The 24,792-nt window shown below is 70.3% G+C and carries 21 protein-coding genes and 2 pseudogenes; 14 read left to right on the top strand and 9 right to left on the bottom strand.

Annotated features, from left to right (window positions below; translation table 11 throughout):
* Window positions 1-10: 10 nt before the first annotated feature.
* Entirely contained in the window at window positions 11-1,345 is a 1,335-nt protein-coding gene (locus ACZ5VQ_RS30745) for a KamA family radical SAM protein (RefSeq protein WP_469107719.1), read from the bottom strand.
* Between the two features lie 217 nt (window positions 1,346-1,562).
* Between ACZ5VQ_RS30745 and ACZ5VQ_RS30740 the strand changes: the two genes are divergently transcribed.
* On the top strand, window positions 1,563-3,116 hold the full coding sequence (locus ACZ5VQ_RS30740) for an amino acid adenylation domain-containing protein (protein WP_469107718.1): 1,554 nt from the start codon (window positions 1,563-1,565) through the stop codon (window positions 3,114-3,116).
* 25 nt (window positions 3,117-3,141) lie between these two features.
* Here ACZ5VQ_RS30740 and ACZ5VQ_RS30735 read toward each other — a convergent pair whose 3' ends face one another.
* Both ACZ5VQ_RS30735 and ACZ5VQ_RS30730 read right to left on the bottom strand, forming a co-directional pair.
* On the bottom strand, window positions 3,142-4,086 hold the full coding sequence (locus ACZ5VQ_RS30735; RefSeq protein ID WP_469107717.1) for a hypothetical protein: 945 nt from the start codon (window positions 4,084-4,086) through the stop codon (window positions 3,142-3,144).
* 1 nt (window position 4,087) lies between these two features.
* The gene (locus ACZ5VQ_RS30730) at window positions 4,088-4,705 is read right to left on the bottom strand and encodes a TetR family transcriptional regulator (protein WP_469107716.1); all 618 of its coding nucleotides are present in this window, start codon (window positions 4,703-4,705) and stop codon (window positions 4,088-4,090) included.
* A gap of 268 nt (window positions 4,706-4,973) precedes the next feature.
* Here ACZ5VQ_RS30730 and panD point away from each other — a divergent pair, with 268 nt between their 5' ends.
* The 3 genes from panD to ACZ5VQ_RS30715 are packed head-to-tail and all read left to right on the top strand — an operon-like array spanning window position 4,974 to window position 6,479.
* Entirely contained in the window at window positions 4,974-5,393 is a 420-nt protein-coding gene (panD, locus tag ACZ5VQ_RS30725; protein WP_469107715.1) for an aspartate 1-decarboxylase, read from the top strand.
* 37 nt (window positions 5,394-5,430) lie between these two features.
* Window positions 5,431-5,823, top strand: coding sequence for a GNAT family N-acetyltransferase (locus ACZ5VQ_RS30720; RefSeq protein ID WP_469107750.1), 393 nt, complete (start codon window positions 5,431-5,433; stop codon window positions 5,821-5,823).
* Window positions 5,823-6,479 carry an aspartate/glutamate racemase family protein gene (locus tag ACZ5VQ_RS30715; RefSeq protein WP_362086650.1) on the top strand — a complete coding sequence of 219 codons (657 nt, stop codon included), beginning with the start codon at window positions 5,823-5,825 and terminating at the stop codon, window positions 6,477-6,479. The genes ACZ5VQ_RS30720 and ACZ5VQ_RS30715 overlap by 1 nt, the downstream gene beginning before the upstream one ends.
* Before the next feature lie 468 nt (window positions 6,480-6,947).
* Here the strand turns inward: ACZ5VQ_RS30715 and gndA are convergent, their stop codons facing one another.
* Window positions 6,948-8,387, bottom strand: a complete 1,440-nt coding sequence (gene gndA / locus ACZ5VQ_RS30710) for an NADP-dependent phosphogluconate dehydrogenase (protein ID WP_469107714.1) — start codon at window positions 8,385-8,387, stop codon at window positions 6,948-6,950.
* A 316-nt stretch (window positions 8,388-8,703) separates the two neighbouring features.
* On the opposite strand from gndA, the pseudogene ACZ5VQ_RS30705 reads away from it, so the two are divergent.
* Together ACZ5VQ_RS30705 and ACZ5VQ_RS30700 are read left to right on the top strand one after the other, a co-directional pair.
* Window positions 8,704-8,994, top strand: a pseudogene (locus tag ACZ5VQ_RS30705) (transglycosylase family protein); the annotation flags it as partial.
* Between the two features lie 192 nt (window positions 8,995-9,186).
* Window positions 9,187-9,876 (top strand): annotated as a pseudogene (locus ACZ5VQ_RS30700) (M23 family metallopeptidase); the annotation flags it as partial.
* On the opposite strand, the gene ACZ5VQ_RS30695 reads toward ACZ5VQ_RS30700, so the two are convergent.
* Entirely contained in the window at window positions 9,866-11,146 is a 1,281-nt protein-coding gene (locus tag ACZ5VQ_RS30695; RefSeq protein ID WP_469107713.1) for a DMT family transporter, read from the bottom strand. The pseudogene ACZ5VQ_RS30700 and the gene ACZ5VQ_RS30695 sit on opposite strands and share 11 nt — an antisense overlap.
* A gap of 243 nt (window positions 11,147-11,389) precedes the next feature.
* On the opposite strand from ACZ5VQ_RS30695, the gene ACZ5VQ_RS30690 reads away from it, so the two are divergent.
* From ACZ5VQ_RS30690 to ACZ5VQ_RS30665, 6 genes are all read left to right on the top strand, one after another.
* Entirely contained in the window at window positions 11,390-12,100 is a 711-nt protein-coding gene (locus ACZ5VQ_RS30690) for a (2Fe-2S)-binding protein (protein ID WP_469107712.1), read from the top strand.
* 128 nt (window positions 12,101-12,228) lie between these two features.
* Window positions 12,229-13,380: a glycogen synthase gene (gene glgA, locus ACZ5VQ_RS30685; RefSeq protein ID WP_469107711.1), complete on the top strand. Its 1,152-nt coding sequence runs from the start codon at window positions 12,229-12,231 to the stop codon at window positions 13,378-13,380.
* 93 nt (window positions 13,381-13,473) lie between these two features.
* Window positions 13,474-14,694 (top strand): glucose-1-phosphate adenylyltransferase, encoded by a 1,221-nt coding sequence (gene glgC / locus ACZ5VQ_RS30680; protein ID WP_307519348.1) that lies wholly within the window; start codon window positions 13,474-13,476, stop codon window positions 14,692-14,694.
* 131 nt (window positions 14,695-14,825) lie between these two features.
* A complete protein-coding gene (locus ACZ5VQ_RS30675) occupies window positions 14,826-17,174 on the top strand; it encodes a GH92 family glycosyl hydrolase (protein WP_469107710.1) in 2,349 nt (782 codons plus the stop codon).
* Window positions 17,175-17,339: 165 nt separating this feature from the next.
* Window positions 17,340-18,683 (top strand): wax ester/triacylglycerol synthase family O-acyltransferase, encoded by a 1,344-nt coding sequence (locus ACZ5VQ_RS30670; protein WP_469107709.1) that lies wholly within the window; start codon window positions 17,340-17,342, stop codon window positions 18,681-18,683.
* A 158-nt stretch (window positions 18,684-18,841) separates the two neighbouring features.
* Entirely contained in the window at window positions 18,842-20,338 is a 1,497-nt protein-coding gene (locus tag ACZ5VQ_RS30665; RefSeq protein ID WP_469107708.1) for an SDR family NAD(P)-dependent oxidoreductase, read from the top strand.
* 70 nt (window positions 20,339-20,408) lie between these two features.
* Here ACZ5VQ_RS30665 and ACZ5VQ_RS30660 read toward each other — a convergent pair whose 3' ends face one another.
* The 4 genes from ACZ5VQ_RS30660 to ACZ5VQ_RS30645 form a co-directional block, all read right to left on the bottom strand.
* Window positions 20,409-21,221, bottom strand: a complete 813-nt coding sequence (locus ACZ5VQ_RS30660; RefSeq protein WP_469107707.1) for an SDR family oxidoreductase — start codon at window positions 21,219-21,221, stop codon at window positions 20,409-20,411.
* 75 nt (window positions 21,222-21,296) lie between these two features.
* Complete coding sequence (locus ACZ5VQ_RS30655) at window positions 21,297-21,752, bottom strand: HD domain-containing protein (protein WP_469107749.1); 456 nt, start codon at window positions 21,750-21,752, stop codon at window positions 21,297-21,299.
* Window positions 21,753-21,937: 185 nt separating this feature from the next.
* Entirely contained in the window at window positions 21,938-22,567 is a 630-nt protein-coding gene (locus tag ACZ5VQ_RS30650) for an MBL fold metallo-hydrolase (RefSeq protein WP_469107706.1), read from the bottom strand.
* On the bottom strand, window positions 22,567-23,655 hold the full coding sequence (locus tag ACZ5VQ_RS30645) for an S-(hydroxymethyl)mycothiol dehydrogenase (protein ID WP_469107705.1): 1,089 nt from the start codon (window positions 23,653-23,655) through the stop codon (window positions 22,567-22,569). The genes ACZ5VQ_RS30650 and ACZ5VQ_RS30645 overlap by 1 nt, the downstream gene beginning before the upstream one ends.
* Before the next feature lie 392 nt (window positions 23,656-24,047).
* Here ACZ5VQ_RS30645 and ACZ5VQ_RS30640 point away from each other — a divergent pair, with 392 nt between their 5' ends.
* Both ACZ5VQ_RS30640 and ACZ5VQ_RS30635 read left to right on the top strand, forming a co-directional pair.
* Window positions 24,048-24,218: a hypothetical protein gene (locus ACZ5VQ_RS30640; protein ID WP_189839336.1), complete on the top strand. Its 171-nt coding sequence runs from the start codon at window positions 24,048-24,050 to the stop codon at window positions 24,216-24,218.
* Window positions 24,219-24,283: 65 nt separating this feature from the next.
* Entirely contained in the window at window positions 24,284-24,766 is a 483-nt protein-coding gene (locus tag ACZ5VQ_RS30635; protein WP_469107704.1) for a GNAT family N-acetyltransferase, read from the top strand.
* Window positions 24,767-24,792: the final 26 nt, after the last annotated feature.

Here is a 24,792-nt window from a genome sequence, read left to right as displayed (position 1 = left end):
AATGCTCCCCTCATACGGACGGCTGGACCGTGTTTCCCCGGACCGCCGCAGCGATCTCGGGCGGCGTCTCCGGGGCGAGTTCCAGATCGTCCAGCCAGGTGGCTTCGGTCGAATACCGGGCCCGGAAGGGGCGGCCGACCAACTGCGGGTCTCGTGCCTGCAGCATCCTCAACTGGAAGAAACGCCCCTGCGGCGTGTCCTCGGTCCCTTCGACCACGATCTTGCCCGGCGTCGCCGACATCACGGGACCACGCACCGTGCGTGCGAGCCCCGGCAGCCGCCGGTACGCGGTCCGGAAGATCTCGAACGCGTCGGCCAGCGGCAGTTCGAAGTACTGGTGCGGTCCCGTGTCGCGTTCCACGAACAGGTAGTACGGGACCACTCCTTGAGCGAGCTCCAGGCGCCACAGCTCGGTCCAGGTGTCGGCGTCGTCGTTGACGTGCGCGATCACCGGCGCCTGCCCGTAGACGAGGGCGCCGGTGGCGCGTATCCGGGCCAGCGCCTGCCGCGCCACGTCCGTCGTGAGTTCGCGCGGATGGCTGAAGTGGGCCATCACCGCCAGCGTCCGGCCCGAGGCCACCACCTGTTCGAACAGCCGCAGTACGTCATCGGCGTCCTGGTCGGAGACGAAGCGCTGCGGCCAGTAGCCCACCGACTTCGTGCCGATACGGATCGTCCGCACCGTCTCCACGGCCAACAGGGGCTCGACATGGGTCCGCAGCCGTTCGGTGGACATCACCATCGGATCACCGCCGGTCAGCAGTACATCGCTGACATCGGGCTTCTTCCACAGGTATTCGACGAGCCGGTCGGGGGAGGGCGCGGAGAAGCGCAGATCGGCGTCGCCGACGAACTGGGCCCACCTGAAGCAGTAGGTGCAGTAGGCGTGACATGTCTGCCCCTGACCGGGGAAGTAAAGGACGGTTTCCCGATATTTGTGCTGAATACCCGGGAGTTCCGCGGAGTCCAGTGTGGGAACATTGAGTTCCCGCTGTGACGACGGATGTGGATTGAGAGATTCCCGGATCTCCCGTACCGCAGCTCGCAGCGCGGTCCTGGAACCGGTGGCGGTCAATTCCGCCAGCCGACGGAGATCGGACTCGGGAAGCATCCCGCGCTGCGGGAAGAGCAAACGGAACATGGGGTCGTCGGGAACCGCGGGCCATTCGATGAGTTGCGACAGCACATATTCGTTGACCCGAAAGGGCAGCACCTTCGAAACAAGGCGCACTGCTTCACGGATTTCGTCCGGGAGCCCGTACCGTTGCGCGATCTGATCGATCTGGTGTGGTCCGTACGCGTGGAACCGGCCCGTCCCGGACAGGCTGGGAGCCAGCAGTGACATTTAGGTATTCCTTGTCGACGGCGGCCACGACATAGCGTTTCAAGGATATTCTGGAACATTGCCAGGTAAACCCCTAGAGACCCCTATGGGACCCCATCGTCGACCGACCGTAAAACACTGGTGTGGCATTTCCGGGCCATCGCTTGACCGGATCCTCCACCCCGGACGATGCTGGGCGGAAGGATACCGTTCGGTGCGGGGGAAAACGAGGTGTCTCATGCGGTTGGACGAATTCATGCTGGCGGTCGCCAAAACGACTCCGGATCGGCCGGCCATTGTCGAGAACGTCGAGAGGGACGAATTTCGCACGCTCACCTATCGGCAGCTCGACAACCGGGTCCGTGAGTATGCGAGGACGCTCGGAACCCTCGGACTCGACATCGGCGACCGGGTGATCCTCGAATCTGACACATCGGCTACGGCCATCGCCGCGTTCCTGGCCTGTTCCTCACTCGGTCTGCCCTTCGTCCCCGTGAGCCCCGAATCCCCGGACCAGCGCCTGCGCGCCATCGTGGACGCCACCGCACCCGCCCTGTACGTCCACGTGAACGGCGCGCCCGAGTGGCTGCCCCCGGAGACGGGCGTCGTACGGCTCGGGACGGAGGCGGTGACGGTGGAGCGGAAACCCCGGGTGGGCCCGCGGCGCCGCCATGAGATCTCCGACACCGACACCGCCTACATGATCTTCACCTCGGGGACCACGGGGCGACCCAAGGGGGTCGTCATGAGCCACCGCGGTGTCACCTCGTTCTACCGCGGGATGCTCGCCTACTCCATCGTCGGCCGGGAGGACCGCGTCGCCACCACGTCGCCCCTCCAGTTCGACTTCTCCCTGCTGGACATCGGACTCGCCCTGGGCAGTGGCGCCGCGGTCGTCCCCGTGCCCCGGGACGTGCTGAAGTTCCCCCGGCACTTTCTGCACCTGCTGAAGGCCGCCGAGGTGACCCAGGTCAACGGAGTGCCGTCCATCTGGCGGTCGGTGCTGCGCCACGAAGGCGAACAACTCGCCGCCCTCGACGGGATCCGGGGAATCCTGTTCTGCGGCGAGGTCTTTCCCATGCCGGAACTCCGACACCTCCAACAGCTGCTGCCCGCCGCGCGGATCGTCAACTGCTACGGCGCGACCGAGTCGATGGCCTGCTCGTTCACGGACGTGCCCCGTCCGCTCCCGGAGACTCTGGAGGCACTGTCCATCGGCTTCGCCCACCCCGGTGCGGAGATGACGCTGGTGGATCAGGCAGGACGGCCGATCGACGAGAGCGGTGTCGTCGGGGAGATCCATCTGCGCAGCCCCGCGCTGTTCACCGGCTACTGGGACGACCCGGAGGCCACCCGGGCGGCCCTGGTCCCCGACCCGCTCGAACCGCGCTCGGGCCAAGCCGTGTTCCGTACCGGCGACCTCGCGCGCAGAGGAGACGACGGCGAACTGTACTTCTGCGGCCGGGCCGACTCGCAGGTGCAGATCAGGGGCAACCGGGTGGAGCTGGGAGAAGTGGAGCGACGGCTGCTGGACTTCCCCGCCGTGACCGCCGCGGCCGCCGTGGTCGTCCCCGGCGCCGACGCCGCCCAGGAGGGCACGCTGAGCGCGTTCGTGGTCGTCGGGAGCGGGGCCGCGCCGTTCGACGTCCGGGAACTGCGGGACTTCTGCCGACTGGCACTGCCCGCCTACATGATCCCCAAGACGATTCGGACCGTCGACCGGCTGCCGGTCACCCCCAACGGGAAGACGGACAAGGCCGCTCTGACGAAGCTTCTGGTCGCCGTCGGCTGACCGGCCCCGGGCGCACGGCCGTGCCTCAGTTCCCGCGTCGGTACCTCGCCGCCATCGTGTGGAAGACCTCCCGCGGCTCCCAGCGTGCCGCGTCGAGCATGCGGACCACGCCATAGGAACTGATGTCATGGTGCGCGGTCTTGCCGTACCCGGCGAAGGTGAACCACAGCGCGGTGTCGACACCTTCCTCCTCGAAGATGTCCAGCAGGTCGGTGAGGTAGCGCACCTGCTCGCTCTCGTCGGGCACCGCGCCCGGTGGCACCTGCCAGGCCATGCCGCCGAGTTCGCCGGCTCCCCGGTAGGCGCAGGTGCCGTACTCGATCACGGCGACCGGCTTGCCGTGGGCGAAGTGCGCGCGCACCTCGGACCGGAAGGTGTCGGCGTTGTAGGCGGCTCGATAGGCGTCGACGCCGACGAAGTCGAACGGACCCCAGTCGATGGCCTCCCAGGGCGCGGCGGCGTAGGTGATCCGGCCGCCGAAACGACTTCGGACGACCTCCGCGGCCTCGGCGAGGAATCCGCTGAGCCGCTCCTGAACGGGGCCGAGTGACATCCACCAGTCCATGTCGGCGGTCGCCATGGCCTGCAGACGGTCGCCGTAGGTCTCACCCGCGATGAAGCCATGACAGAAGACACTCATCTCGCACCCGACGACGAACACGACCTCCGCGCCGCTCTCTCGTACGGCTTCGGCACGTTCCGCGCAGTCGGCGAAGAACGGGAGCAGTTGCTCGGGGGAGAGGTCGACGGGGAAAGGGGCGAACCAGATCTCGAGTCCGGCGGCGGCCGCGTACCGGGCGGCAGTGCTCAGCCGTTCGGGAATCCGGCCGGACAGCCGTACGGCGTCGCAGCGCAGTTCCTCGGCGATCACCGTGATGTCGTGCCGGACGGTCTCCGGAGCGAAGGCCGAGCGGGAGATGTTCTCCCCGGGAAGGAAGCCGGTGTCGTAGTTGATCCCTCGTGCACGCATGTCACTGGCCCTTCGCTCGGTTGAGTCCGTTTTCCAGCAGGTCGAAGGCGAGTTCGACGTCCGCGGCCAGCAGAGGGGCCACGTCCTGCGGTGACGCGCCGTCGGCGAGCCGGTGGAAGAACGATTCCTGAAGGGTGAGGAGCGACGCGGCGATCTGGGCCGCCATCAGTGCGGCCGCCGTTTCGCCGTGCTCCTCGGCCAGTACGCGTGCCAGTGACTGGCGCTGCCGGTAGAGCAGGGTGTTCGCGGCGCCGCCGAGGGCGGGGGTATCGAAGATCACGCCGATTCGCGCGATCAGTGCCTCTCTGTCCAGTCTGTCCAGCGCGGTCAGACGCTCCTCCGTCGCCGCACGGTAGTGCGCTCTGAGGGCGTCCAAAGGGGTTTTGTCCCGTGGCCGGTCCGCGACGATTCCGGCCAGATCCTCCTCCCCGACTCCGTCGAGGACGAGAGATTCCTTGGTGGGGAAGTACGAGAACAACGTGGCCTTGGCCACCTCCGCGGCCTCGGCGATCTCATTGACCGTCACCGCGTCGAAACCGCGCTCGCCGAACAGCCGCAAGGCTGTCGCCGCGATCCGCTGCCTCGTCTGTTCCTTCTTGCGCTCACGAAGTCCTGCCATGGGGCCCAGAATAGCCGAACCCAGTCCAATAATGAACCGAGTCTGGTAATTCGGCGAGCTGATCCCCGGCCCGCAGTGGCGAAGGTCACGGAGCCCGGAGAAAGCCGATGCGTAGTCTGACGCTACGTCGGTGAAGTCGGTGTCCGGTCGGCGCGAGTCCTGGGAGACCCTGCCGGTGCCGCCCGGACACGCGACTCGTCGTAAGGTAAGGAAACAGCCCTTGACCTGCAAAAACGCAGGCAGGGAGCCTAGGTCCGGGAGTATCTCCATGTTGCGTACCATGTTCAAGTCCAAGATCCACCGTGCCACGGTCACCCAGGCCGACCTGCACTACGTCGGATCCGTGACCATCGACGCCGATCTCCTCGACGCCGCCGACCTGCTGCCGGGCGAGCTGGTGCACATCGTCGACATCGACAACGGCGCACGCCTGGAGACGTATGTCATCGAGGGGGAGCGCGGGTCCGGTGTCATCGGTATCAACGGGGCGGCGGCGCACCTCGTGCACCCCGGAGATCTGGTGATCATCATCAGTTACGCTCAGGTCTCCGACGCCGAGGCCCGGTCGCTGAGGCCGCGGGTCGTGCACGTGGACGCGGGGAACCGGATCGTGGCGCTTGGCGCGGATCCGTCCGAGCCGGTACCGGGCTCGGACCAGGAGCGCAGCCCCCAGGCCGTCTCGGTCTGACCGCCATCCGCATCCCCCATCCGCATCCCCCATCCGCATCCCCCATCCGCATTCGCATCCGCATTCGCATCCGCGAGGAGAGACCATGAGCGAGACCGCGATCCGCGACGACCGGCCGGCCGGCCGCCTGGAGGCGTACGCCGGTGACGAAGTCGTCGGCCACATCGAGTACTTCGTCCTCGAAAGCCCGGGGCGCGCACTCGTCCCGGTCCACACGATCGTGGAGCCCGCCCATGAGGGCAAGGGCATCGCCGGCTCCCTCGCCCGAGAGCTGTACGCCATGTCGGCCCGCGAGGGAGTCCCGGTCGCCCCGCTCTGCCCGTACGTCGTCAAGTGGGCCGCACGCCACCCCGACGAGGCCCCGGCGGCCGACCCCGAGCTGCTGAGCGCGGCGAACGCATGGCTGGCCGCCCACCCGGGCCGGTTCTGATGGGACCCCTCGCCCTGCTGCACACCTCGCCCGTCCACGTCCCCGTCTTCGACGCGCTGCGCGACGAGGACCACCCGGCCCTGGAACTACGGCACTTCGTGTCCGAGGAGCTCCTGGAACGGGCCCGGGTGGAAGGACCGGAGGCGGTGGCCGACGAGGTGCGCGCGATGCTGGACCGGGCGGTCGCCGACGGGGCTGTGGCGGTGCTCTGCACCTGCTCCACCATCGGCGCGGTCGCCGAGGCCGCCGGCCCCGGTGTGCCCGTGCTCCGGGTGGACCGTCCGATGGCGGCCGCGGCGGTGGCGGCCGGCCCGCGCGTCGTCGTGCTCGCCACGGTGGAGAGCACCCTGGGCCCGACGGTGGCCCTCGTCGAGGAGGAGGCCGCCCGCGCGGGATCCCCGACCGCCGTACGCACCCTGCTGGCGGCCGACGCCTGGGACCACTTCGCGGCGGGCGACCTCGACGCCTACGCCCGTGCCGTCGCGTCCGCCGCCGACAGCGTCACGGACGCCGACGCGATCGTCCTCGCCCAGGCCTCGATGACCCCGGCCCAGCACCTCACCACGACCGCCGTACCGGTGCTGTCCAGCCCGCGCCCCGGCCTGGCGGCGGGAGCGGCCGCGGCGGGCATGGTCGGCGCTGCCGGCGGGGCATAGGCCCACCTGGTCCCCCGTTCGTCCTGCGACGGGGTGAGTGGGCGCGCGGGGCACGGGTACGCGTGGGAGAAGTCCAGGGCCGAGATACCGACTGGCTGGAGGACGCCATGACGCACCCGTACCCCGACCCCGTGAAGCCCGGCCCCACGCCGGGCCCGGGTCCTGACCACCCCCAACCCTTCCCGGAACCGGACCCGGTCCCGTCTCCCAAACCCCATCCGGTCCCGGAACCGTCCCCGTCCCCGCTGCCTCAGCCCCCGGATCCGGCCCCGGCCCCGCCCCCGGAGCCCCAGCCGGGCCCCTTGGGCTGAGGACGCACAAAGCCGGTGGGCCGGCGTGGACCTTGTCCACGCCGGCCCACCGGCTTTCAGGGGCGCGGGGCTGTGACATCGGCCGGCCCCGCCGCGTGGCCGCGATCAGCCCCCACGACCCGCAGCCCGAAACCGACCCGCAGCCCGAAACCGAACCTCAGCCCGCAACCTCGGACCGGTCCCCGCCCCACAACGTGTGGAACGACCCCTCCCGGTCGGTCCGCCGATACGTGTGCGCACCGAAGAAGTCCCGCTGCCCCTGAGTGAGCGCCGCAGGCAACCGCTCCGCACGCAACGCGTCGTAGTACGCCAGCGCCGCCGCGAACCCGGGCGTCGGCACCCCCTGCCGCACGGCGGAGACGAGCACGGCCCGCCAGTCGTCCTGCGCGGCCGCGATCTCCTGCGCGAACGTCTCGTCGGCCAGCAGGCTCGGCAGATCGGCGCGCGTGTCGTACGCGGCACGGATCCGGTCGAGGAACGCCGCCCGGATGATGCACCCGCCACGCCAGATCGCGGAGACCGCGCCCAGGTCGACGTTCCAGTCGTACTCGGCGCTGCCGGCCGCGATCTCGTGGAAGCCCTGCGTGTAGGACACGATCTTCGACGCGTAGAGCGCCTGCTCCACCTGGTCGGCGAAGGCCGCGGCCTCGGTCTCGCTCAGCGCCGTGGCCTTGGGCCCGGCCAGCCCCCGCGAGGCCTCACGCAGCTCGGTGTGACCGGACAGGGACCGCGCGAAGACGGCCTCGGCGATGCCCGACACGGGAACGCCCAGGTCGAGGGCGATCTGCACGGTCCACCGCCCCGTGCCCTTCTGCTCCGCCTGGTCCTGCACGACGTCCACGAAGGCCTTGCCCGTAGCCGCGTCCACGTGGGACAGGACCTCGGCGGTGATCTCGATCAGGTAGGAGTCCAGCCGCCCGGTGTTCCAGGTGCGGAAGATGTCCGCGATCTGCGCGGGGGAGTAGCCCGCCACGTCACGCAGCAGCTGGTACGCCTCGCCGATCAGCTGCATGTCGGCGTACTCGATGCCGTTGTGCACCATCTTCACGAAGTGTCCGGCGCCGTCGGGACCGACGTGCGTGACACACGGGGCGCCGTCGGCGGCCTTCGCGGAGATCTTCTCCAGCATCGGACCGAGCGACTCGTACGACTCCACCGGACCGCCGGGCATGATGCTCGGCCCGTGCAGCGCGCCCTCCTCGCCGCCGGAGATACCCGCGCCGACGAAGTGGATGCCCTGCTCGCGCAGTTCGCGCTCCCGGCGCCGGGTGTCCGCGAAGTGGGCGTTGCCACCGTCGATGATCATGTCGCCGGGCTCCAGGAGCGGGGCGAACTCCTGGATCACCGCGTCGGTCGGCTCGCCGGCCTTCACCATGATCACAAGGCGGCGCGGACGTTCCAGCGCGGCGACGAACTCCTTGGCGGTCTCCGTCGCGACGAAGGTGCCCTCGCTGCCGAACTCCTCCACCAGCGCGTGCGTACGCGCCGCCGTCCGGTTGTGCAGGGCGACCGCGTATCCGTTGCGCGCGAAGTTACGGGCGAGATTGCGCCCCATGACCGCGAGTCCCGTGACGCCGATCTGGGCTGAAGTGCTCATACGGTTGGCTCCTAGAGGTGCTGAATCGGTAGTGCCGGTCATGCCTGCCAGTTTGCCCCACCGACCATCCTGACTTGCAGGTTCGCCGACCGCACATCCTGACTTTCCGACGGTGTGTACGCAGCGGAGCCGCCCCTGCCTCAGTGCCTCGCCGAACTTCGCTGTCACATCTGCCCCGGGCATACGTGCCGACAGTCGTGAACGAGGGTCGATTCCTGGTCAGTTGGCGGGATAGGGCGGCCGATTGCCCTCTTGTCATGGCCTGTTAGCAGCGTTTACTTTTGCGGCTCCTGACGCTTGTCGAGGGGGCACCTTCATGGCCGTACGCGGCCGGCACCGCCGGTATCAGCCGAACAGGATCAACCGCGCCTCACTCACCGTCACGGTGGGCGGTGCCGGGATGGCGATACCGCTCATCGGTACCGGCGTCGCGAACGCGGCAGACGTGGACACCTGGAACAAGGTGGCCGCCTGCGAGTCCACCAACAACTGGAAGATCAACACCGGCAACGGCTACTACGGCGGGCTGCAGTTCAGCCAGTCCACCTGGGAGGCCTACGGCGGCAGGGCCTACGCGGCACGCGCCGACCTCGCCTCCAAGGACCAGCAGATAGCCGTCGCCGAGAAGGTCCTCAAGGGCCAGGGCCCCGGCGCCTGGCCGACGTGCTCGGTGCGGGCGGGCCTCACCCGCGGCGGCGACACCCCCGACATCAACCCCTCGGGCAAGTCCGCCCAGACGCCCAAGCGCACCGTCCGCGACGTACAGCCGCAGACCACGCCACAGTCGCAGGCCGGCACCGCCGAGATGTACACCGTCGTCCGCGGCGACACGCTCTCGGGCATCGCGGGCGCCCGTGAGGTCCCGGGCGGCTGGCGGCAGTTGTACGACGCCAACCGCAGGACGGTCGGCGCCGACCCGGACATGATCGTTCCCGGCCAGCGGCTGAGCCTGAAGCCGAAGGCGTCGCCGGGCGCGGGATCCGCCTCCGACACGTCGGAGAAGACGGAGAAGAAGCCGAAGGAAAAGGCCAAGGCAAAGGCGAAGGTCGAGGAGAAGTCGGAGAAGAAGACCCACTCGACCACGCGCGGCCTCACCGCCCCGGTGAGCGCCGGTACGGGAACGCCGTACCACGCCGCGGGTTCCTCCTGGTCGAAGGGTTATCACACGGGCGTCGACTTCCCGGTGCCCACCGGTACGTCCGTCAAGTCGGTCGGCGCGGGCAGCGTGGTGACCGCGGGCTGGGGCGGTTCCTTCGGCTACCAGGTGGTGATCCGGCACGGCGACGGCCGCTACACCCAGTACGCCCACCTGTCGGCGATCTCCGTGAAGGCCGGGCAGAGCGTGGTGAGCGGCCAGCGCATCGGCCGCTCCGGTTCCACGGGCAACAGCACGGGCCCGCATCTGCACTTCGAGGTGCGGACGGGGCCCGGTTTCGGCAGCGACGTCGATCCTGTCGCCTATCTGCGCGCGGGTGGCGTCACGATTTGACGCTGGAGCGGATCACCACCGGGGCGGGGAGCAACGGCAGGAAGGGAAGGCCGTAGTAACCGCCGTTGGGCCAGGACGGTTCGTCGATGCCCTCGATGTCGTCCGGCGTGTCGCCGGGCGGCGGGGGTCCGTTGGACCCGGGCGGCGGCAGGAGCGCGTCCTGCCGCGCCGAGGCGGAGGCGAACATCCCGGCGTGGGCGAGCGTCTCCTCCCGGGTGCGCGGCTCGTCCCGTACTCCCGCCGGGACCACCAGTCGCTCCGCCGGGACAAGTTGCTCCGGCAGGGCGCGGTCGGGCGGAACGGCGGCGGGCTCCTCGATGCGGCTCGGCTCGGCGGCAGGGCTCGGCTCGGTCCTGACGGCCGCGTCCGTCACCGCTCCGGCCACTGCCGGCACAGGAACAGGTGCCGGTGCGGGCACGGACACCGGCGCCGTACGCTCCGAACCGCTGATGCGCTCCGTGGTGAGCAGGATCAGGCCGCCCGCGGCGACGACCCCGCAGCCCAGCGCGAGGGCGGTGCCCGTCTCGCCGTAGCGGAACGTCTCGCCGAACATCGTGAGACCGACCGCGGCCGCGACGATGGGGTTGATGACCGTCAGCGTGGCCAGCGGCGCGGCGAGGCCGGCGCCCCGGTAGGAGGCCTGCGACAGGAGCATTCCGGCGGTCGCCAGGACGCCGATCACGGCGAGGCTCGGCACGTCGGCGAGGGAGACGCCGCCCGTCCAGTCGACCGCGACCGTCTTCGTGAACACCGACGACATACCGAAGGCGACACCCGCCGCGGTCGCGAGCAGCACGCTGCGCACGGCCGGGTGCCGGTGCACCGCACGGGCGGCCATCATCAGGGCCACCATGGCGCCGCCGGTGACCAGGGCCACCACGACGCGCTGGGTGCTGTTCAGGGACTGCGAGTCGGCCGTGCCGACCAGGGCGAGCAGACCGGCCAGGCCGACCGTCGCCATGATCGCGCCGCGCCAGGCGGTCGCCCCGGCCCTGCGGCGCACGAAGACGGCAGCCATGGGAAGAGCGAAGACGATGGTCAGCGCGCCCAGCGGCTGGACCAGGCTGAGCGGTCCGTAGGCGAGCGCCACGACGTGCAGCAGCCCGCCGAGGGCGTTGAGGCCGACCGCGATCCACCAGGCGAGCTGGTGCATGGGCGCGTAGGTGGTGCCGGGCGTGTTCGCCGCGACCCGTTCCTGCACGATCGCCCCGCCGGCGTACGCGACGGCGGAGACGAGAGAGAGCAGCACAGACAGCACGAGTGCGTTCATGTGTCGCTCCTCCTCTGCGTGTGACGGACGTTCTCCCGAAGGCGGGGAGTCCGGTGCGGCGATCGGTCGGCTTCCATGGTTAATACGATCCCTTTTGAAAGCGCCCGTGTCGTCGTACCTGAGCAGTCATTGGGTCCTACTGCCGATGGAGTACGTCTTGGGCCTAGTCCTCCCCAGGTCGGGTGACACCGGGTACAACCCCCCTAGTGGCTCCGTTATGCCCCCTTGGTGTACTTGGTCTCCGTGAACCTCGATCCGGATCTCAATCGACTCGCCTCTCTCGAAGGTTTCTTCGCCCTGCGCACGGGACGGCCGTCGCTGCCGACCCTCGCGGAGGTCTACGGGACACGGAGCGTCACACCGGAGCCGGATCCGCTCACTTTCCGTGTTCGCAAGGTCGTACGGCTGCTGGACGCGCCCGAGACGCGTATCGGGGTCTCGGTGGCGCAGCAGGGACTTGCCGCCCGGCTGTGGTCGGTGGCCCTGGGCGCGGCCGCGCTCTACGGGCAGGTTCCCGATCTCGACCCCCGGCTGCTGCACTGGGACGCGGACGGCAGCGCGCCCGACGACCTCTGGCTGGCCGAGACGCGCGCCCTGCCCGGCGACGCGGTCACCGTCCGGAGGGTCGTACAGGACGGCCATCTCGAACCCCTCGCCGCGGCGCTGCGGGCCCGGCAACCCGTCGCCGCGGGACTGCTGCGGGGCAACTCGGCCTCCGCGCTCGCGGGCGCCGCACGCGAACTCGACCGCTGGGCCCGTGCCAACGGCCGCCCGGAGGTCGGCGAGAGGGCCCGCTCGCTCGCCGCCGAACTCTTCGACCACCCCGACCTGCGGGACACCGGCACCCTGAACGGCACGGCGTTCCGGCGGCGCAGCTGCTGCCTCTACTACCGGGTGCCCGGCGGAGGAGTGTGCGGCGACTGCTGCTTCGTGCATCCCCCGAGCCGACTCTGAGCACGGTGGTGCCGCGGCTCCGGGCACCGTGGTGCCGAGCCGTGGGCCGTGCCTTCCCTCGCGCTCTTCCCCAAGGGCCACTTCTGGGTGACCATGTGGGAACCAACCGCTGAGACAGGGGGTTCCGGGTGCGTGTGGGACTGCTTTCCCGGGAGTACCCGCCGGATGTGTACGGCGGTGCGGGGGTTCATGTCGAGTTCCTCGCCCGGGAGTTGAGGCCCCTCACCGACCTGGACGTGCACTGCTGGGGCGAGGGCGCCGCGGGCGGAGTCGTACGCCACCGGCCCTGGCCCACGCTCGACGGCGCGAACGACGCGCTGCGCACCTTCTCCGTGGACCTCGCCATCGCCGCCGCCCTCGAAGGCCGCGAACTCGTCCACTCGCACACCTGGTACGCCAACCTCGCGGGCCACATGGCGAAGCTGCTGTACGGCATCCCGCACGTCGTGACCGCCCACTCCCTGGAGCCGCTGCGCCCCTGGAAGGCCGAGCAGCTCGGCGGCGGCTACGCCCTCTCCAGCTGGGCCGAGCGCACCGCCGTCGAGGCCGCCGACGCCGTGATCGCCGTCTCCACGGCCATGCGCGAGGACATCCTCGGCTGCTACCCCTCCCTGGACCCGGCGAAGGTGCGCGTCGTGCACAACGGCATCGACACCTCCCTCTACCGGCCGGACCACGGCACGGACGCGATCGACCGCATCGGCCTCGACCCCGGCCGCCCGTACGTCCTGTTCGTCGGACGCATCACCCGCCAGAAGGGCGTGCCCCATCTGCTGCGCGCGGTACGGGACATCGACCCGGCAGCCCAGGTCGTCCTGTGCGCGGGAGCACCTGACACACCGGAGATCGACCAGGAGTTCCGTGATCTGTTCCAGGAGCTCAGCAGCGTCCGCGAGGGCGTGCACTGGATCCCGCAGATGCTGCCGCGTCCGGATGTGATCCAACTGCTCACGCACGCCGCCGTGTTCGTCTGCCCCTCGGTGTACGAGCCCCTGGGCATCGTCAACCTGGAGGCGATGGCCTGCGGCACGGCCGTCGTGGCCTCGCGGGTGGGCGGGATTCCCGAGGTCGTCGCGGACGGCGAGACCGGGCTGCTGGTATCCGTCGAGGACGACTTCGAGGCGCAGCTGGCGCGTGCCCTCGACTCGCTGCTCGCCGATCCGCAGGCCGCCCGGCGCATGGGCGAGGCGGGCCGGGAACGGGCGGTGCGGGAGTTCGGCTGGGACGCGGTGGCCCGGCGGACCGTCCAGCTGTACGAGGAAATCCTCAAACAGGGGTAGCCCGCGGGCGCGGATCGCCCGTCCACAGGGGTAGTCCTCTGGCAGGTGTAGTTCAAGAACGTGGCCCGAACCGGGCGGTAGAGGGGCGGCGGCATGCGACGCGGTGGACCTTCGGTACTGGGAATCGTACTGGCGGGCGGCGAGGGCAAGAGGCTGATGCCCCTGACCGCCGACCGGGCGAAACCCGCGGTGACTTTCGGCGGCACGTACCGCCTCGTGGACTTCGTTCTGTCCAACCTCGTCAACGCCGACATCCTGCGCATCTGCGTCCTGACGCAGTACAAGTCGCACTCGCTCGACCGGCACATCACCACGACCTGGCGGATGTCCAGCCTGCTCGGCAACTACGTGACGCCGGTCCCGGCCCAGCAGCGGCTCGGCCCGCGCTGGTACCTGGGCAGCGCCGACGCGCTCCTGCAGTCCCTGAACCTCGTGCACGACGAACAGCCCGACTACATAGCGGTGTTCGGCGCCGACCACGTCTACCGCATGGACCCGCGGCAGATGCTGACCCAGCACATCGACAGCGGCGCGGGAGTGACCGTCGCGGGCATCCGGGTGCCCCGGAGCGAGTCGTCGGCCTTCGGCGTGATCTCTCCCGGGACGGACGGCCAGAGCGTCCGGGGCTTCCTGGAGAAGCCCGCCGACCCGCCGGGCCTCCCGGACGACCCGGAGTGCGTCTTCGCGTCCATGGGCAACTACATCTTCACCACCAAGACCCTGGTGGAGGCGTTGCACCGGGACGCCGAGGACGAGAACTCCGTGCACGACATGGGCGGTTCGATCCTGCCGACGCTCACCGACCGCGGCGAGGCCCAGCTGTACGACTTCAGCCAGAACCACGTGCCCGGCGAGACGGTCCGCGACCAGGGCTACTGGCGGGACGTCGGAACCCTCGACGCGTACTACGACGCCCATATGGACCTCATCGCGGAGCGGCCCGCCTTCAACCTCTACAACCGCAGCTGGCCCATCTACACCCACTCCGGCCAGCTGTCGCCGGCCCGCTTCAACGCCGGCGGCATGGCGAGCGAGTCCATCATCAGCGCGGGCTGCCTGATCCGCGGCCAGGTCACCCGTTCGGTGCTCTCGCCGGGTGTCGTCATCGATCCGGGCGCGGTCGTCCAGGGCTCGGTGCTGCACGACAACGTGCACGTGGGGCGGGGCGCGGTCGTGCGCGGCGCGGTCCTCGACAAGAACGTACAGGTGCCCCCGGGAGCGACGATCGGCGTCAACCCGGAGCGGGACCAGGAGCTCTACACGGTCTCCAAGGGCGGCGTGATCGGGCTCGGGAAGGGCCAGCACGTGTCGTAGCGGCCGGGCACGTTGGGCTGCCGGGGTGGCAATGGCGCGGCCCACCCCGGCAGGTCCGAGGTGACGGGCGGACCGAGCGGTCTCATAAGTACGACCGCACGGTGATCGAGCCCGACACGGAGGACCCGCGTATGAGATGGACCGGACGCCCGCGCCCGCGTACGGCGGCGGTGATCGCTGCCGCCCTGCTCGGGCTGGGCGGCGGGCTCACCGCTCCCGCCGTCCGGGCCGCCGAGCCGGGGGAGGGCCGCCTCACCGAGCTGGTCAACCCGTTCATCGGCACTCAGAACGAGGGCAACACCTTCCCGGGCGCCGCCGTGCCCTTCGGCATGGTGCAGCTGTCCCCGGACACCGGGCACAACACCGGCTACGACTACTCGCAGAGCCACATCCGCGGCTTCTCCCTCGTCCACCTGTCCGGTGTCGGCTGTCGCCTCGGCGGGGATCTGCCGGTCCTGCCGACCACGGGTGACGTCACACAGACCGACTACGCGAAGTACGCCGCCGAGTTCGGCCACGACTCGGAGAAGGCGAGCCCCGGCTACTACAAGGTCGGTCTGAAGAGTGGCATCGACGCCGAGCTGACGGCCACCGCGCGCACGGGTGTGCAGCGCTACACCTTTCCGGCCACGGACAAGGCGAACGTCCTCCTGAACGCCGGCCAGTCGCTGCACAGGACTGTCTCCACGACGATCGAGATCCTGGACGACCGCACCGTGCGCAGCACGATCACCGGCAGCGGCTTCTGCCGCGCCACCGGGCCGTACACCGTGCACACCCTCACCCGCTTCGACCGGCCGTTCACCACGTCCGGCACCTGGCAGGGCGACACGGTCGCCGAGGGCTCGACCCGGTCGGCCGGCACGGGCCGCAACGGCGCGTACCTCCGCTTCGACACGACGAAGGACCGCACGGTCGAGGCGACCACCGCGCTGTCGTACGTGGACGCGCGCGGCGCGGCCGTGAACCTCCGCTCCGAAGGTGGCCGTTCCTTCGACAGCGTCCGGGACTCGGCGCGGCGGGCCTGGGAGGACCGGCTCGACGACGTACGGGTGCGAGGCGGTGAGGACACACTCCGGCGCACCTTCTACTCCTCTCTCTACCGGTCCTTCCTCGCCCCGAACATCGGCAGCGACGCGGACGGCCGCTACACCGGCTGGGACAGGAAGATCCACCGCGAGAAGGGCTTCACCTACTACCAGAACTGGTCGCTGTGGGATACGTACCGCACCCAGGCACAGCTCCTCGCCCTGCTCGCGCCGCGCGAGTCGCGTGACATGGCGCTCTCCGTCCTGAAGATCGACGAGGAGAGCGGCTGGCTGCCCAAGTGGGGCTACGGGACGATCGAGACCAACATCATGACCGGCGACCCGGTCACCCCGTTCCTCACCAACGCCTACCAGCAGGGCCTGCTGGACGGACACGAGGAGCGGACCTATCGGGCGCTCAAGAAGAACGCCGACGGAGTGCCGCCCGCCGACTCGCCCGCACTCGGGCGGGAGGGCAACAAGGAGTACATCGCCGGCGGATTCGTGCCCCGCCTCAAGGGCCGCCCACATGCCAAGCCCGGCGACTCGGACTACGACCACGGGGCGTCCGCGACGCTGGAGTACGCCCTGTCCGACGCGATGCTCGCCCAGATGGCACGGGATCTCGGGCACGAGGCGGACGCCGCGCGGTACGCCGCCCGCGCCCAGAACTACCGGCGGATCTTCGACCCGTCGACCGGCTTCTTCCGGGCCCGGGACGCCTCGGGCGCCTTCACGGGCGCGGCCGATCCGGCCAGGACCGAGGGGTTCCACGAGGGCACGTCCTGGCAGTACCAGTGGCTTGTTCCGCAGGACCTGCCCGGGATGATCGACCTGATCGGCGGCAGACAGGCCGCGAACGACCGGCTCGACGCGTTCTTCGCCTACGACCGGCTGATGAAGGACCCCGCGAAGACGGCCCGCGAGGTGTGGGTCAACGGACCGTACGCCTACTACAACGCCGACAAGTACAACCCCCAGAACGAGCCCGACCTGATCGCCCCCTACACCTATCTGTCGACCGGCAGGCCCTGGCAGACCACCGACGTGGTGCACGCCGCGCTGACCCTCTTCACGGACGCGCCGACCGGCATGACCGGCAACGACGACCTGGGGACCATGTCCGCCTGGCACGTCCTGTCGGCCATCGGGATCTTCCCGGTCCAGCCCGGGTTCGACACCTGGGGCCTGTCCACACCGGTCTTCGAACGGGTCGACCTGGCCCTCGACCGCCGCTACCACCCCCTCGGCGCGCTGACCGTGACGGCGGGGCCGGACGTCTCCGGCGGACGCCGGTACATCCGGTCGGTACGTGGTGACGGGGCCCAGCACGACCGTACGTATCTGACGACCGACGAGCTGCGCGGCATCCGCGAGCTGGCCTTCACCGTGGGCGGGAAGCCGTCCGACTGGGGCACGGACCCGGACGCCGCGCCGCCCGTCCTGAAGTGACATCGCCCACTGGCCTGACCCCATAGGCCACACGAGTCCCGCCACCGCCATCGGTGGCGGGACTTAATCTGCTGTTAACTGAGCGTAGCTTGATCGTACTTGACCGTAATCGCCTGCCCGGGATTGACTGCTTGCTCACCCGTCGTCGACGCGAGAGCCAAGCCATTGACCTCTGACCTTCTCGCACCTCTCGACCTGGCGTTCTGGAACATCGAGTCCGCGGAGCATCCGATGCACCTCGGGGCCCTCGGGATCTTCGCGGCCAACTCGCCCGCCGCGGCCGCGCACGCGGCCGACCTCCTCGCGGCCCGCGCGGCCGGGGTCCCCGGGCTGCGGATGCGGATCCGCGACATCTGGCAACCGTTCGACCTGCGACAGCCGCTGGCCTTCGCCTTCGGCGGTGCGACCCGCGAACCCGCGACCGACTTCGAACCCTTCGACCACATCCGGCTGCACGCACCCGTCGCGGACTTCCACGCGGCCGCGGGCGCGATCATGCAACGCCCCCTGGAGCGCGGAAAGCCCCCGTGGGAAGCCCATGTGGTACCCGGCGTGGACGGCACCTCGTTCGCCGTGCTCTTCAAGTTCCACCACGCCCTGGCCGACGGACTGCGGGCACTGACGCTCGCCGCGGCGCTCATGGACCCCATGGACATGCCGACGCCCCGCCCCCGCCCCCAGGAGGCCTCGCGCGGCTTACTCCCCGACGTACGCAAGCTGCCCGACCTCGTCCGCGGCACCCTCTCCGACGTGGGCCGGGCCCTCGACATCGGCGCCTCCGTCGCCCGCGCCACCTGGGGCGTACGCTCCTGTGCCGCCCTGGTCTCCGAGCCGACCGGCACCCGCCGCGTCGCGGGCGTGAACGTGGACCTCGACGAGATCCACAGGATCCGCAAGAGCGCCGGCGGCACCGTCAACGACGTGCTGATCGCCGTCGTCGCCGGCGCCCTGCGCCGCTGGCTGGACGAGCGCGGCGACGGCAGCGAGGGTGTGGCGCCCCGGGCCCTGATCCCCGTCTCGCGGCGCCGCCCGCGCACCGCCCACCCGCAGGGCAACCGGCTCTCCGGCTACTTGATACGGCTTCCCGTCGACGACCCGGACCCGCTCGGACGGCTCGACACGGTCCGAACGGCCATGAACCGCAACAAGGACGCGGGTCCCAACCGCGGCGCGGGCGCCGTCGCCCTGCTCGCCGACCATGTGCCGGCGCTCGGCCACCGGCTCGGCGGGCCCGTCGTCGGCCAGGCCGCCCGGCTGCTCTTCGACATCCTCGTCACCAGCGTGCCGCTGCCCAGCCTGGGCATGAAACTCGGCGGCTGCCCGCTCGCCGAGGTCTATCCGCTCGCGCCGCTGGCCCGCGGCCAGTCGCTCGCGGTCGCGGTCTCCACCTTCCGCGGGCGGGTCCACTACGGTCTCGTCGCCGACGCGGAGGCCGTGCCGGACCTCGACCGGTTCGCCAAGTCGCTCACCGCCGAGGTGGAGGAACTGCTCGCCGCCTGCACGCCCTGAGGCGCCGTTTCCGGGTCCCGTGGACCGCCCGCCACGGGCCCGGAAGAGACCGGTGATCATCGCGGGTTTGGTGCCTTTGCCCTGTGCTCCGTAAAATTCCGCCTTCGAAAGCGAGCGCGGTTCGAGCGCGGCGCGGAACCCTAGGAACGGCAACGGCGATGACGGTGACAGAGGACAGCCAGGCGGCCCCCGCCGTGGACACGGCTAAGGCTCCGGAGGGCTCGTACGGTCCCGGTATCGACCCGGAGCGGCTGGCCGTCTGCCTCAGCGTGCTCGACGAACTCGAGAAGATCGAGGTCGACCACCCCGACGCCATCGCCGTGCGCCGCGCCACCGCGGGCGTCTACCGCACGGTCAAGCAGCGCCGCCGCCAGGAGCGCCGGGCCGCCAAGACCGCCCACGACAAGGCGGTCACCGAGTCCACGGCCACCGGCTCCGCCCAGCGCATCGACGACGAGACCGAGGGCATCCTGCCGTCGTCGGTGACGGACGAGGGCCAGATCGCGGGGATACTCCAGCGCCCCCGCTCCTGCTACATCTGCAAGGCGCGGTACGTCGAGGTCGACTACTTCTACCACCAGCTCTGCCAGAACTGCGCCGCCGAGAACCGCACCCGCCGCGACGCCCGCGCCGACCTCACCGGCAAGCGGGCACTGCTCACCGGCGGCCGCGCCAAGATCGGCATGTACATCGCCCTCCGGCTGCTCCGCGACGGCGCGCACACCACGATCACCACGCGCTTCCCGAACGACGCCATCCGCCGCTTCAAGGCCATGCCCGACAGCGACGAGTGGATCGGCCGCCTGAAGATCGTCGGCATCGACCTGCGCGACCCCGCCCAGGTCGTCGCCCTCGCCGACTCGGTCGCCGCCGAGGGCCCGCTCGACATCCTGATCAACAACGCCGCCCAGACCGTACGCCGCTCACCGGGCGCCTACAGCGAGCTCCTCGCCGCCGAGTCGGGGCCGCTGCCCGCCGGTGAACTGCCGCCCGCCGAGGTGATCGGCACGTTCGGCTCCGGAGCGGTGTCCGCGCTTCCGGTCGCCGGGGGTGGCGCGCTGACCGCCGAGGACGTCACCGGCCTGGCTCTCGTCTCCGGCTCGGCGTCCCTGGAGCGGATCGCGGCCGGTACGGCCATCGACGCGGGCGGCCTCGTGCCCGACCTGCACGACACCAACAGCTGGATCCAGGCCGTCGAGGAGGTCACGCCGGTCGAGCTCCTGGAGGTCCAGCTCTGCAACTCCACCGCGCCGTTCATCCTCATCAGCCGGCTGCGCGCGGCGATGTCGGCCGCCGGGGCCGACCGCACGTACATCGTGAACGTCTCCGCCATGGAGGGCGTCTTCAACCGCGGCTACAAGGGTGCGGGCCACCCGCACACCAACATGGCCAAGGCCGCGCTCAACATGCTCACGCGCACCAGTGCCCAGGAGATGTTCGAGAAGGACCGCATCCTGATGACCGCCGTCGACACCGGGTGGATCACCGACGAGCGGCCGCATCCGGACAAGATGCGGCTCGCGGACGCGGGCTTTCACGCGCCGCTCGACCTGATCGACGGGGCGGCCCGGGTGTACGACCCGATCGTTCGGGGGGAGCAGGGCGAGGACCTGTTCGGGGTGTTCTTGAAGGACTACGCGCCCGGTAAGTGGTGAGTCTGCGGGCGTGTGGGGGCTGGTCGCGCAGTTCCCCGCGCCCCTTACGGGGCGCTGCCGACCCCGCGGGTCAGGAGGCGTCGCGCCCCGGGGCTTGTGAGCGCAGGCGCCCGTGCACGGCGTACGGCGTTGCTGTGTGTGCCCCGCGTACCCTCGTGCCGCCGTCCACCAGCAAGTCCGTCCCCGTGATCCACTCCGCCGCGTCCGAGGCCAGCCAGACCACCGCCCGGGCGATGTCCTCCGGTTCGCCGATGCGGCCCAGAGGGAGCCCGGCGGCGAGTTCGGCCTCGGCCTGTTCCCATACGAAGCGGGCCATCTCCGTGCGGACGAGGCCGGGGGAGACGGAGTTGACCCGGACCCTCGGGGCCAGTTCGCCCGCGAGCTGCTGCGTGAGGTGCAGGAGAGCGGCCTTGCTCGTGCCGTACGCGCCCACGTTCGGGCCCACGTGCGTCGCGCCCTCGGTGCAGATGTTGATCACCGAGCCGCCGTGGTCGGCCATCCAGGCCCGCCACGCGTACTGGACGAGCCGCAGTGGTGCCTCGACGTTGACCGTGAACGCCTCACGCCAGAGGTCCGGGTCGGCGTCCATGAGCGGGCCGTAGGGCTGGTTGGTCGCCGCGTTGTTCACCACGATGTCGATACGGCCGAACTCGTCCATCGCCAGCTCGGTCAGCTCGCGCAGATGCGCCGGGTCCGCGACGGTGCCCGCGATCCCCACGGCACCCAGCTCGGCGGCGGCCCGGTGCACGTCCTCGGCGCCCCGGCCTGTGACACACACCTGTGCCCCCGCGGCCACGAGCCCCTCGGCGACGGCCAGCCCGATCCCGCGCGACGCCCCGGTGACGACGGCGACCCTGCCCTGAAGTCCGTACGACGACGTCATCCGCGTACGGTCTCATGACGGACCGTCAGTCAACAGGCCTGCGTCGGAGCGTGCTCGGGCGGTGGGCGGGTGACGTCAGCCGACGGTCCTGGGCCGTGCGTGACGTGCCGCGACCAGCTCCAGCACCGTGCGCCAGTCCTCCAGGACACCCGCGTCCAGACCCGACGCCCACGAGGCCTCGTCCGCCTGCCGCAGGATCTGGACGTCCTCCATGACCGGGTCGTCCTCCCACCCGTCCCTGTGCAGGCGTACGAGACGGGAGACGCGCTCGCCGAGCAGCGGGCGGACCGTGTCGGCCGCGTGGTCCGCGTGCCCCGCGACATCACCGGGCCGCAACAGCTGCCCGATGACATGCACCAGGCCCGCCACCTGGAGTTCCTTGTCGGCGGGGCGACTTCGACGCAGCAGCGCCGCGGTCTGCAGCGCGTGGTCGTGGAGATCGACCGGAGCGCCGCCGTGGCCGGCGGAGTTCCGGGACCCTCGGCAGGCGTGCAGCAGATCCATCAGCTCTTCGACACTGCGCAGCTCCATGCGCCAGTCCTCCCTGCGGGCGAGAAAGGCCGTTGCCACGCGTCAGCAGATCATGGCCAGCTTTCAACCGAACCAACGGGAACTGAACTGCGAGCCGTGGAATGCCCGGGCATGCCCCGCCCCGCTCCACCCGCCCCGGGCCACGGTTCCTGGGGCGGGCAGTGCTGTCTCCCGACGGCCTCGGATCAGTGCCCCCGGTCGATCCACTCCTGCAGGTGCGGGGCCTCGGCGCCGACCGTCGTCGAGTCGCCGTGGCCCGTGCGGACCACCGTCTCCGGGGGCAGGGCGAGCAGCCGGGCCCGGATCGACTCGACGATCGTCGGGAAGTGGGAGAACGACCGGCCCGTCGCGCCCGGGCCGCCCTGGAACAGGGTGTCCCCGGTGAAGACCGTGCCCAGCTCCGGGGCGTACAGGCACACCGCACCCGGCGCGTGTCCCGGCGTGTGCAGGACGGTCAGCTCCACGCCCGCCACGGAGAGCTGCTGACCGTCGGTCAGGTCTCCGTCCGGCAGGCGGTCCGGGTGGGTCTGCTTCCACAGGGGGAGGTCGTCCGGGTGGAGCAGGATCGGAGCGCCGGTGCGGGCCGCGAGGGCGGGGGCCGCGTCGATGTGGTCGTTGTGCGCGTGGGTGCAGACGATGGCCCTCAGCGTGCGGTCGCCGAGCGCCTCGGCGATGGCGTCCGCGTCGTGCGCCGCGTCGATGACCACCGCCTCGGAGTCGTCACCCACGATCCAGACGTTGTTGTCGACGTCCCAGGTGCCGCCGTCCAGGCTGAACGTGCCCGACGTGACCAGATGTTCGATGCGGGCCGCCATCACAGCTCCACCACCGAGCGCAGGACGTCGCCCTGGTGCATGCGGTCGAAGGCCTGCTCCACCGCGTCCAGTTCGATCGTCTCCGTGACGAAGGCCGCCAGGTCGAGGCGCCCCTGCTGGTGGAGGTCGATCAGCATCGGGAAGTCGCGGGAGGGAAGGCAGTCGCCGTACCAGGACGACTTGAGGGCGCCGCCGCGGCCGAAGACGTCCAGCAGGGGCAGCTCCAGCTTCATCTCCGGGGTCGGCACGCCGACCAGGACCACCGTGCCCGCGAGATCCCGGGCGTAGAACGCCTGCTTGTACGTCTCGGGGCGGCCGACCGCCTCGATGACGACATCGGCGCCGAAGCCGCCGGTCAGCTCGCGGATCGCCTCGACGGGGGCCGTTTCCTTGGAGTTGACCGTGTGGGTGGCGCCCATCGTGCGGGCCTTCTCCAGCTTCCGGTCGTCGATGTCGACGGCGATGATCCGCGCGGCGCCTGCGAGGTTCGCACCGGCGATCGCCGCGTCCCCGACGCCGCCGCAGCCGATGACGGCCACCGAGTCGCCACGGCCCACGTTGCCGGTGTTGATGGCGGCGCCGATGCCGGCCATCACCCCGCAGCCGAGGAGGCCCGCGACCGCGGGGGACACCGACGGGTCGACCTTGGTGCACTGGCCTGCCGCGACCAGGGTCTTCTCGGCGAAGGCGCCGATGCCCAGGGCGGGGGAAAGCTCCGTGCCGTCCTCCAGGGTCATCTTCTGCTTGGCGTTGTGCGTGTCGAAGCAGTACCAGGGGCGGCCGCGCAGACAGGCACGGCACTGGCCGCACACCGCACGCCAGTTGAGGACGACGAAGTCGCCGGGCGCCACGTCGGTCACGCCCTCGCCGACCGCCTCCACCACACCGGCCGCCTCGTGGCCGAGAAGGAACGGGTAGTCGTCGCTGATGCCGCCCTGCTTGTAGTGCAGGTCGGTGTGACAGACCCCGCAGGCCTGCACCTTCACGACGGCCTCGCCGGGACCCGGGTCCGGGATGAGAATCGTCCGGATCTCCACCGGTTCGTTCTTACCGGGGGCGATGACACCGCGTACCTGCTGGGCGGCCATGTCGGGCTCCTTCGCGTGGACAATGGGGCGTTGATCATGTTGGCACAGGGCCGGTCGAGTGGATCCGAGCCTGTGGACAACCGAGTGAAACACGCCCAACCGGGGCCTGAACGGACCCTGAAAGACTTCAGACGGTTACACCTTGTTTTCAGCCCCATCGAGCGGACGCCCGCTCATTTGGTTACCCTGTACGGGACGGACAGCTTATTTGGGTCCCACCCACACCCACGGTCCGTCCCGGGACAAGCCGGTCACCACGGCCTGCTCTCATATGAGTTGACTGGCGCCACCGCGTCCGAACTGCCTCTACTCAGACCCGAGCGGGCGTCAGGCGACCGGTAGCAGAGTGGTCCTGCACGCCCCGAGGGTGACCGACACAAAAGGAGTGCGCGGTGACACCGGAGAAGACGAATCTCGATCAGGGCCCCAAGGAACGTACGGAGCACGCAGGCCGGGCCGAGAAGCTCGGCAGCCTCGACGTCTGGGCCAGGTCCGCACCCATCCGCCTGGCGGGCTACGAGGACGACCTCGCCGAGCCACACATCCTGCCCAGCGTGGACTGACCGCCCAGGTCCACCGCAGGACCCGCACGATCGCTGATCGGCATGGGCGTGCCAGACTCACGTCCATGCTGATCAGAGAAGCCGCGGCCGGTGACTGGCCGCGGATCTGGCCTTTCTGGCACCGGATCGTCGCCGCCGCCGAGACCTACGCCTGGGACCCGGACATGTCCGAGGAGGACGCCCGCGCCCTGTGGATGGCCCCGGGCAAGCGCGTGTACGTCGCCGAGGACGCCACCGGAGTGGTGGTCGGCTCCGCCTACGTCACCCCCAACTACGGCGGCCCCGCCTCCCACATCGCCAACGCCGGCTTCATGGTCGACCCCGCCCACTCGGGCCGGGGCATCGGCCGGGCCCTGGCCGACCACGTGCTCGAAACGGCCAAGGCCGACGGCTACCGGGCGATGGTCTTCAACGCCGTCGTCGAAACCAACCCCGCGGTCAACCTCTGGCTCTCCCTGGGCTTCACCATCGTTGGCACGATCCCGGAGGCCTACGCCCACCCGACCAAGGGCAGAGTGGGCTTGCACGTGATGCACCGGGCCCTCTGACCGGTCGGGGTACGGGGCCCCGACCA

The sequence above is a fragment of the Streptomyces sp. NPDC033178 genome (assembly GCF_055577685.1).
This window is presented reverse-complemented; position numbering and strand designations above follow the sequence as displayed.

What these genes read in the sequence shown, in the direction of transcription:
- ACZ5VQ_RS30730 (WP_469107716.1), bottom strand. Translation starts at nt 4,705, where the DNA reads ATGGCAGGACTTCGTGAGCGCAAGAAGGAACAGACGAGGCAGCGGATC.
- ACZ5VQ_RS30655 (WP_469107749.1), bottom strand. Translation starts at nt 21,752, where the DNA reads ATGGAGCTGCGCAGTGTCGAAGAGCTGATGGATCTGCTGCACGCCTGC.
- ACZ5VQ_RS30735 (WP_469107717.1), bottom strand. Translation starts at nt 4,086, where the DNA reads ATGCGTGCACGAGGGATCAACTACGACACCGGCTTCCTTCCCGGGGAG.
- ACZ5VQ_RS30695 (WP_469107713.1), bottom strand. Translation starts at nt 11,146, where the DNA reads ATGAACGCACTCGTGCTGTCTGTGCTGCTCTCTCTCGTCTCCGCCGTC.
- ACZ5VQ_RS30635 (WP_469107704.1), top strand. Translation starts at nt 24,284, where the DNA reads ATGCTGATCAGAGAAGCCGCGGCCGGTGACTGGCCGCGGATCTGGCCT.
- ACZ5VQ_RS30745 (WP_469107719.1), bottom strand. Translation starts at nt 1,345, where the DNA reads ATGTCACTGCTGGCTCCCAGCCTGTCCGGGACGGGCCGGTTCCACGCG.
- ACZ5VQ_RS30675 (WP_469107710.1), top strand. Translation starts at nt 14,826, where the DNA reads ATGAGATGGACCGGACGCCCGCGCCCGCGTACGGCGGCGGTGATCGCT.
- ACZ5VQ_RS30660 (WP_469107707.1), bottom strand. Translation starts at nt 21,221, where the DNA reads ATGACGTCGTCGTACGGACTTCAGGGCAGGGTCGCCGTCGTCACCGGG.
- ACZ5VQ_RS30645 (WP_469107705.1), bottom strand. Translation starts at nt 23,655, where the DNA reads ATGGCCGCCCAGCAGGTACGCGGTGTCATCGCCCCCGGTAAGAACGAA.
- ACZ5VQ_RS30650 (WP_469107706.1), bottom strand. Translation starts at nt 22,567, where the DNA reads ATGGCGGCCCGCATCGAACATCTGGTCACGTCGGGCACGTTCAGCCTG.
- panD (WP_469107715.1), top strand. Translation starts at nt 4,974, where the DNA reads ATGTTGCGTACCATGTTCAAGTCCAAGATCCACCGTGCCACGGTCACC.
- ACZ5VQ_RS30740 (WP_469107718.1), top strand. Translation starts at nt 1,563, where the DNA reads ATGCGGTTGGACGAATTCATGCTGGCGGTCGCCAAAACGACTCCGGAT.
- glgC (WP_307519348.1), top strand. Translation starts at nt 13,474, where the DNA reads ATGCGACGCGGTGGACCTTCGGTACTGGGAATCGTACTGGCGGGCGGC.
- ACZ5VQ_RS30665 (WP_469107708.1), top strand. Translation starts at nt 18,842, where the DNA reads ATGACGGTGACAGAGGACAGCCAGGCGGCCCCCGCCGTGGACACGGCT.
- ACZ5VQ_RS30715 (WP_362086650.1), top strand. Translation starts at nt 5,823, where the DNA reads ATGGGACCCCTCGCCCTGCTGCACACCTCGCCCGTCCACGTCCCCGTC.
- gndA (WP_469107714.1), bottom strand. Translation starts at nt 8,387, where the DNA reads ATGAGCACTTCAGCCCAGATCGGCGTCACGGGACTCGCGGTCATGGGG.